The sequence below is a fragment of the Mesorhizobium sp. M1A.F.Ca.IN.020.06.1.1 genome, assembly GCF_004023265.1.
In the GTDB taxonomy this organism is placed as follows: Bacteria; Pseudomonadota; Alphaproteobacteria; order Rhizobiales; family Rhizobiaceae; genus Mesorhizobium.
Window position 1 is genome coordinate 1 of the sequence record NZ_RZSR01000515.1, and the last position, 4245, is coordinate 4245.

A 4245-nucleotide genomic window follows, 5' to 3' on the forward strand; every position below is an offset into this window, starting at 1 on the left:
CATCTCCGTTGTCGATGAAGGCACCGGCATCCCGGAAGCGTTCCGCAGCCGCATATTCGGCAAGTTCGAGCAGGCCGATGCCTCCAGCACCCGCAAGAAGGGGGGCACCGGCCTGGGCCTGAGCATCGTCAAGACTATCGTCGAAAAGCTCGGCGGCGCCGTTTCCTTCGAAAGCGAGGAAGGCAAGGGAACCTCGTTTCACGTCGATCTTGCCGAAGCGCAGAGAAGTGTCGAGAAGCCGGTTTTGGTCGAGCGCCGGTCGCGAAAGCGCGATGGCCGCCTGCGCGTCCTCATCTGCGAGGATGAGCCCGACATCGCTGCGGTGATCGCAGCGCTTCTCGACGCCGACGGCTTTTCCAGCGATGTCGCCCCCGATATCGGTACCGCAAAAGCGCTCCTGAACTCCCGCGACTATGTGGCGCTGACGCTCGACATCAAGCTGGCCGGGGAGTCCGGCATCAAGCTTTTCCACGACATCAGGGTCTCACCGGTGAATTCCGAGATTTCGGTCATCGTCATCTCCGCCATCGCCGACGAGGCCAGGCGCTCGCTGAACGGAACCGCCATCGGCATCGTCGACTGGCTGGAGAAGCCGGTGGATTCGGCGCGCCTTCACGCCGCTCTCGCCAAGATCCTCGCCAGCAAGGTCGAGCGGAGGCCGAGGATCCTCCACGTCGAGGACGACGAGGGCGTCCTTGCCGTGATGTCAGCTGGCTTGGGTCCAGGCGTCTTGATCGCTTCCGCCAAAACGCTGCAGGAGGCGCGGAAGGCGGTGGCAAAGCATCGCTTCGATCTGGTCATCCTGGACATACTGCTTCCCGACGGATCGGGACTGGATCTGCTCATCGATCTGCCGCTGGAAACCCAAGTCATCGTGTTCTCGGCGGCGGAGCTGGATCAGAACCTCGGTGACCGGGTGCAGGCGATGATGACCAAGACCAAGGCGTCGGAGATCGATGTCGCCAGGCTGGTTAGGAGCATGTTGGTCTCATCGCTCGATAGCGCCAGACCCGCCTCCAGTGCCAAGGAGTGATGATTATGCCGGCAAGGATCCTCTATGTGGACGACGAGGACGACATCCGCGAAATCGCCCAGATGTCGCTGGAACTCGAGCCGGAATTCGAGGTGCGGTCCAGCGCCTCGGGCATCGCAGCGCTGACCGATGCCGCCGATTGGCGCCCTGACCTCATCCTGCTCGACGTGATGATGCCGGACATGGACGGGCCGGAAACACTGAGGCGCCTGGCCGATTCGCCGCTGACGGCCGCGATTCCGGTGGCGTTCATCACGGCGCGCACCCAGACGCATGAGGTGGAGCGTTATCTCGCCATGGGAGCCGTGGGAGTGATCGCCAAGCCGTTCGACCCGCTGGCGCTTGCGGGCGAGGTGAGAAGGCTGCTTTCGGGGCGTTCCGGCCCGGTTTAGCCGGCGAGAAAGCCGCGCAAAAGATGCCTGTCGGCAAAGTCGGTTTTGCGTTTGCCGCTCCTTAACCATGGCCCAATATTCATCTAGTGATTGTGTCGAAATGCGGCCGCCGCGAATCGGCTTTATCTAAGATCGCGCGGCGTCATCACTCCGGGGGGCGACGGAACCGGAGCAGGACTGGTGGTGGATGGAGCGAAGGCAAGAGTTCTGATCTGCGATGATGATCCCTTGTTGCTCGAGCTGATGGAATTCAGGCTGAGGGCGAAGGGATACGAGGTCATCAAAGCGGTGGACGGCGCCGAGGCGCTGGCGAAGGCGGAGCAGGACGGCCCCGACATCATCGTGCTCGACGCGATGATGCCCAAGGCCGACGGCATCGAGGTGCTGGCGCGCATCAAGGGCGACCCGGTGCTGTCGAAGACTCCGGTGGTGATGCTGACCGCGCGCAAGGCCGAGAAGGACATCGTTTCGGCGCTTGAGAAGGGCGCCGACGATTATCTGGTGAAGCCGTTCATTCCCGAGGAGCTACTGGCCCGGCTGGCGCGTCTCATCGCCCGCAAGGGCGGGAAGCGCTGATGCGGCGCGGCCGGCACTCAGCCTTTGCCGCATGCCTGATCCTGGCGATCGCCGCCGCTCCCGGCGCGGCGCTGGCGCAGACTGTCGACGAGCTCTACGCATCCGGCGTCAAGGCCAGGCAGGCGCAGCATTTCGACGAGGCCGCCGATCTTTTCCGGCGCGCGCTGGCGTTGAAAGCTGACAATGCCGACGCTCTTGTGCAGCTTGGCTTCGCCGAGCTCGGCCGCAACGATCTGCCGGCGGCGCGCGACGCCTTTTCCAGGGCGCTTTCCCTTGCCCCGGCCTATCGCGATGCGAGCTTCGGCATGGCCCAGGTCGAATTCCGCTCCGGCAATCTGGATGCGGCGCTGCCGCTCGCCGAGAAGGTCGCTGAGGCAGAGCCCGGCAATGCCGACGCGGCAGCGCTTCTAGAGAACATCCGCAAGGCCAAGCAGGCCAGCCAGGCGAAGCCGGTTCCGGCTGCCGCGGCGCCGGCGAAGAAGCCGCCCCACCGGCGGCCCGATCCCGTCGCCATCCAGTTGGAGCAGGGCAGGCGGTTGCGGGCGGCGGGGAAGCTGCCCGAGGCCGAGACCGCCTATCGCCGCGCGCTCAAGCTGTCGCCCAGGAACACCGACACCCTGGTCGCGCTCGGCCTCGTTGTCGGCTCCACCCAGCGCTTCGACGAGGCCGGGCGGTTCTTCGACCGGGCGCTTGCGATCAGGCCCGGCCTTCTCGACGCGCGGTTGGGCAAGGTGCGCCTGGCGATCTGGCAGGGCGACGCGCCGCGCGCCCGCGCCCTGGTCGGTGATGTGCTGGCCTCGGCGCCGGACAATGTCGAGGCCCTCAACCTTGATGCGAGAATCGCCTTGCTCGAGGCCGACTACCAGCGGGCCGGGCAATCGTTGCAGCGCGCGCTGGCGCTGGATCCACGCAATGCCGAGGCGCTGGTCGGGCTCGGCGATGTGCGCCGTGCCGAGGGCGACGACGAGGCCGCGCGGCAGGCCTACAGCCTGGCGCTCGCCATCGAGCCCGGTTCCGCCGATGTCGAGCAAAGGCTGGCCGTGCCGCCGCCGCGCAAATGGCGGCTCGACCTCGGCAGCGAGGTGAGCGATCTCACCGACGGGCTCGGCAACTGGACCGACAGTTCGGCCGGCCTTTCCTATCGGCTATCGCCCCAAACGACGATCTCCGGCCGCACGCGGCTCGCCACCCGCTTCGGCAACACCGACGTCCAGATCGAGGGCCGCGTCGACCAGGCCTTCTCGCCGGCCTTCTCCGCCTATGCGCTGGCCGCGGCGACGCCGGATGCCGACTTTCTGGCGCGCTATTCGCTGGGCGCCGGCGCTTCGTGGCAGGTCGTGGCGCCGGCGAAGGTCTTCGGCCCGCTGTCGCTCAACGTCGACGCCCGCTACGACAATTTCGCCGACGCCGACGTCACCAGCATCCAGCCCTGGCTGCAGGGCTATCTCCTCGACGGCCGTCTGGGGCTTTCCGCCCGCTGGGTGCATGCCGAGGACGATATCGGGACGCGCGCGGACGGCTATGTGCTTCGTGCCGACCTCGCGGTGACGCCGCATGTCAATCTCTTCGGCGGCTATGCCGACGCCCCCGAAATCTCCGACGGCACGCTGGTGCCGACGCGCACCGTCTTTGGCGGCCTCTCCGTCGACGTCAGCGATCCGCTGACGCTGCGTGCCAGCATCGCGCATGAACAACGCCCGACATTCGACCGAAGCATATTCGGGCTCGGGCTGACGGCGCGGTTCTGACCATGTGGTACGTCTGGAATCTCTCCATACTGCTCAGCGCGCTCTCCCTAGTGATCATGCTGTTTTTGATCGCGCGCCGTTTGTTGCGAGAGCGCCGGGACAGCGCCAGAGCCGGACAGCGGCGGCAGCTTCTGACGGCGCTGATCGCCTTCACCGAAGACCGCGACCGCCAGACGCTCAAAACGGCCATTCTTTCGGTGCCGCCGGGCGTGGCGATCGAGGCCGGCTTCGAGTTCGTTTCGCTGCTGCGCGGCGAGGAGCGTGATGACGTCCTTGTCGCCTTCAACGAATGCGGCCTGCCGGCCCTCGTCGGCAGGCAGCTGGAACGGGGCAATGTGGCCGAACGCATCCACGCCGCCGAGATGCTGGCGGCGCTGGGGTCGCAGAATGCGACGGCAAGCCTGCTTTCGGCGCTGGACCAGGACCGCTCGCGCGAAGTCAGGATCGCCGCCGCCATCGCGCTCTGCGATCTCGGCAGCCTGCCCCTGCTCGGCGT

5 protein-coding genes are annotated in these 4245 nt (G+C 66.4%); all 5 read left to right on the top strand.

Annotation, left to right across the window (positions count from 1 at the left end; translation table 11 throughout):
• On the top strand, positions 1–1033 hold a 1033-nt coding region (locus EOA60_RS21090; protein ID WP_128311825.1), incomplete at its 5' end, for a response regulator.
• A gap of 5 nt (positions 1034–1038) precedes the next feature.
• Entirely contained in the window at positions 1039–1425 is a 387-nt protein-coding gene (locus EOA60_RS21095) for a response regulator (protein ID WP_082980640.1), read from the top strand.
• A gap of 183 nt (positions 1426–1608) precedes the next feature.
• Positions 1609–2001: a response regulator gene (locus EOA60_RS21100; RefSeq protein WP_067000929.1), complete on the top strand. Its 393-nt coding sequence runs from the start codon at positions 1609–1611 to the stop codon at positions 1999–2001.
• Positions 2001–3749, top strand: a complete 1749-nt coding sequence (locus tag EOA60_RS21105; RefSeq protein ID WP_095824819.1) for a YaiO family outer membrane beta-barrel protein — start codon at positions 2001–2003, stop codon at positions 3747–3749. The genes EOA60_RS21100 and EOA60_RS21105 overlap by 1 nt, the downstream gene beginning before the upstream one ends.
• Before the next feature lie 2 nt (positions 3750–3751).
• Positions 3752–4245: HEAT repeat domain-containing protein (locus EOA60_RS21110; protein ID WP_164899441.1), on the top strand; the 494-nt coding region annotated here is incomplete at its 3' end.